The organism is Candidatus Nitrosarchaeum limnium BG20 (assembly GCF_000241145.1).
Taxonomy (GTDB): Archaea; Thermoproteota; Nitrososphaeria; order Nitrososphaerales; family Nitrosopumilaceae; genus Nitrosarchaeum; species Nitrosarchaeum limnae.
On record NZ_AHJG01000118.1, the window covers coordinates 1 to 1,760 of the forward strand.

The following is a 1,760-nucleotide window of genomic DNA, read 5'->3' on the forward strand; positions in this document are numbered from 1 at the left end:
AATCAAACATAATTTAAATCAGCAAATTAAATTAAAACCAGATTTTTATGTAATTGTCATTATTCACTATTTATGCTAGCACTAGGACAAGACGAGATTGCAAAATATCCATTTTTGGCAGATGCAGGTCAGTATCTAAAAGATAAGGGCTTTACATTGGAACAATTTGGAACTGATCCTGATCTGAAATCCCTAATTGAAAAGGCATTTAATCGAATTGAAGTAGCTGCAGATGGAAAAATCTATCAATCTGATTTGATAGGAGATCAGGCATCAAACCAGGCAGCACTTCCAAGAGAGGTATTCTCTTTTCTACTTGCAATTGTACTTTTAAAATTAAGTGGAATGCACACATTAATCAAAAGATTTGCGCTTGCCGAAGCCAGACGTGCAGAAAAATACCTCGAAAAAGACCTAGCAAATATCTCAGATGAATCAAAAAAGCAACTAGCAATTAGAGTTATAGATGATCTATTTTCAGTTCAGATAAAAAACAGGATGATTTTTTGTTATACCAATATCTGATTATCTAAAACATTCAATTAATTTTCATGAAAGAGAATGGAAATTAATTAACAGACATGTAGAAAACGGATTTGTATTTCTTTCTCCACATGAAACAGTTAGATTAATTCGAAAAGAACTTGGAACATATATCAGCTCAAAAATTATTAACGCAAAAACACCACCAATGATTGCAGGTTTTGAAGAGTCAGTAGGTAAACTAATTTCAATGTCTAAAAAATTTGCAACTTATACTGTAACTACTGGAGAATATCCCCCGTGCATAAAACACGCAATTGAAGTTCTTGAAAAAGGAGAAAATCTTCCACATTCTGGAAGATTTATGCTTGCAACATTTTTGTTATCAAAAGGTCAAACAGTCGAAGAGATTGCTCCATTATTCAAAAATGCTCCAGATTACAATGAGCGAGTCACACTTTATCAGTTAAATCACCTTGCAGGAACTTCTGGAAGCGGTACACATTATTCTTGTCCATCATGTGAAAAACTCAAGACACAAAATCTATGTTTTGCAATTCCTGAATGTGATAACATCATAAATCCTTTACAATTTGGAAAGAAGAGAGTATAATGCAAGAAAAGGATATAAAATTTCTAGAGGACTCATTTAAAAAATATTATTTTGAACACTTTGATCTTATTCGTGTACCAAACAGAACATCTGAAAGAGAATTTGGATTCCAAAAATTCAATTCAGGAATGACTAGACATATTTCAATTAAAGATGACAAGGAATTACATCTTTTACTTATGAAAAATGTACCCTCTGATGTCTATTGCTCTAACGCATGTTACTCATTTCCAAATTTACCTATGAATGAAAAAGATTGGAAGGAAGCAGATCTAATTTTTGATATTGATGCAAAAGATCTCAATCTTAAGTGTAGAAAAAATCATACTGTTTCAAAATGTAGCGAATGTAGTGAAGTATCTGCTGAAAGTATGAAATGCAATAAATGCAATTCTTCAAAACTAGAAAAAAAATCACTACCATGTAAAAATTGTATAGATACATCTAAAAATGAAGTATCAAAATTATCTGAAATTTTGACTGAAGACTTAGATGTTCAGCAAAATAATATTCATGTTTATTTTTCTGGAAATGAAGGATTTCATGTGTATGTGTATGACTCACAATTTCAGCAACTAGGTTCTAGAGAAAGATCAGAACTTACAGACTATATCATGTTCAACGGAGCGATACCAGAAACTTTTGGAATGAAAAAATTTAAGGC

The 1,760-nt window shown here is 31.5% G+C and carries 3 protein-coding genes; all 3 read left to right on the forward strand.

Annotated features, from left to right (window positions below):
* The first annotated feature begins 72 nt into the window (after window positions 1-72).
* On the forward strand, window positions 73-525 hold the full coding sequence (locus BG20_RS13085; protein ID WP_238527481.1) for a hypothetical protein: 453 nt from the start codon (window positions 73-75) through the stop codon (window positions 523-525).
* A 166-nt stretch (window positions 526-691) separates the two neighbouring features.
* Window positions 692-1,096, forward strand: a complete 405-nt coding sequence (locus BG20_RS13090; protein ID WP_476695740.1) for a hypothetical protein — start codon at window positions 692-694, stop codon at window positions 1,094-1,096.
* Window positions 1,096-1,760 (forward strand): DNA primase small subunit domain-containing protein (locus BG20_RS03860; protein ID WP_010191170.1); only part of this gene is annotated, 665 nt, incomplete at its 3' end. The genes BG20_RS13090 and BG20_RS03860, both read left to right, overlap by 1 nt.